The 1,519-nt window shown below is 65.8% G+C and carries 4 protein-coding genes; 3 read left to right on the top strand and 1 reads right to left on the bottom strand.

What is annotated here, in order from left to right; all coding sequences use genetic code 11:
* The 3 genes from IF30_RS0140185 to IF30_RS48470 form a co-directional block, all read left to right on the top strand.
* A partial coding sequence (locus IF30_RS0140185; RefSeq protein ID WP_030248037.1) for an IS5 family transposase occupies positions 1-412 on the top strand: 412 nt, incomplete at its 5' end.
* Positions 413-531: 119 nt separating this feature from the next.
* A complete protein-coding gene (locus IF30_RS46160; RefSeq protein ID WP_051712270.1) occupies positions 532-867 on the top strand; it encodes an SMI1/KNR4 family protein in 336 nt (111 codons plus the stop codon).
* A 100-nt stretch (positions 868-967) separates the two neighbouring features.
* The gene (locus tag IF30_RS48470; RefSeq protein WP_158835989.1) at positions 968-1,153 is read left to right on the top strand and encodes a hypothetical protein; all 186 of its coding nucleotides are present in this window, start codon (positions 968-970) and stop codon (positions 1,151-1,153) included.
* Positions 1,154-1,344: 191 nt separating this feature from the next.
* Here the strand turns inward: IF30_RS48470 and IF30_RS0140195 are convergent.
* Positions 1,345-1,519 (bottom strand): IS5/IS1182 family transposase (locus IF30_RS0140195; RefSeq protein ID WP_030241985.1); only part of this gene is annotated, 175 nt, incomplete at its 5' end.

Genomic DNA, 1,519 nt, shown 5'->3' on the forward strand with positions numbered 1-1,519 from the left:
CCCGCTCGGCTTCGTCCTGACCGGCGGCAACGCCAACGACTGCACCCGTCTCGAAGCCGTCCTGGAGGCGATCCGGGTTCCTCGGGTCGGGTCGGGGCGGCCGGGCACCCGACCCCACCACCTCATCGCCGACAAGGGCTACAGCTCCCGAAAAATCCGCACCTACCTGCGCCGACGCGGCATCCCGCACACCATCCCCGAACGCGCCGACCAGAGCCTGAACCGCCTCAACCGGGGCTCGCGAGGGGGCCGGCCGCCGGGCTTCGACCGCGCCCGCTACCGGCTCCGCAACGTCGTCGAGCGCTGCTTCAACCGCCTCAAGCAATGGCGCGGCCTGGCCACCCGCTACGACAAGACCCGCGAGTCCTACCAAGCCGCCGTCACTATCGCCTCAATCCTGCTCTGGATCTGATCTTTGAAGACGATCTCTAGCGCTCCTTGAAACCGGTGCGCGGGTCCAAGACAGCTCCCGCCGGCCGTGTTGTCCGCCCAAGCCGCTAGGTTGAGCCAACCGACTCGAAGGGGGATCCCATGACTGAGCATCCGGATATCGCAGCACTGGCCCATGTCATGGCCCCGACCTTCGGCGTCGACGAGGCCCTGGACTGGCCCTCGGTTGAGGAGCGGCTGGACTGTCGGCTGCCCAGCGACTATAAGGCGTTCATGTCGCTCTACGGCGGCGGAGGCATCGACGACCTGCTCAATGTCTTCCTCCCTTTGCACCAGGACGGTATCCAGTGGGATCCCGGTGCCATCGAGGACGAGATCTCGGGCGCCCGCGCGACGTGGGAGCACACCCCCGGCTCGACGACGCCCCGAGCTCAACCCGGCTCACATCCTCCCCTGGGGTCAGACATCCGGACCTGATCTCCTGTGCTGGCTCACCATTGACCCCGATCCCGACCGTTGACCGGTCCTGGTCTGGGGCCGGCACACCCCCGAACGCTGGACCCTGTTCGGCTGCGGCATGACTCGATTCCTCTTGCGGATCTTCACCGCTGACCTCGCCGCGTGCCCCCTGAGCGACTCCTCACTCTGGGGCAAGACCTCTCCAAGGTTCGTTCACTGGCGCGAGCAGCAGGTCCGATGGAAAGCCGGCCGGGACCCCTTCACCAACGAACCGGATCCCAACACCGACATGTTCCCCCGCTGAGCAGAGCAAGGTGGCTTGAGCAGCCGTCATGCGCGGGGAACTTGACACCACAGATTCCACAGAATGATCTTGTTGTTGTGGCCCTCGACCGCCCCGGAACTGTAGTGCAGGGTGAGGCCGGCGACGACCGCATCGAGGTCTTGCAGGAGACCGGTGGCAAGCTTCGAAGGGCTAGGGATCGTCTTCAAAGATCAGATCCAGAGCAGAATCGAGGCGATGGTGACGGCGGCCTGGTAGGACTCGCGGGTCTTGTCGTATCTGGTGGCGAGGCCGCGCCATTGCTTGAGCCGGTTGAAGCAGCGTTCGACGACGTTGCGGAGCCGGTAGGTCTGTCGGTCGAAGGCGGGTGGTCGGCCGCCGCGTGAG

It is taken from the genome of Streptomyces sp. NRRL S-350 (assembly GCF_000719705.1).
Taxonomy (GTDB): Bacteria; Actinomycetota; Actinomycetes; order Streptomycetales; family Streptomycetaceae; genus Kitasatospora.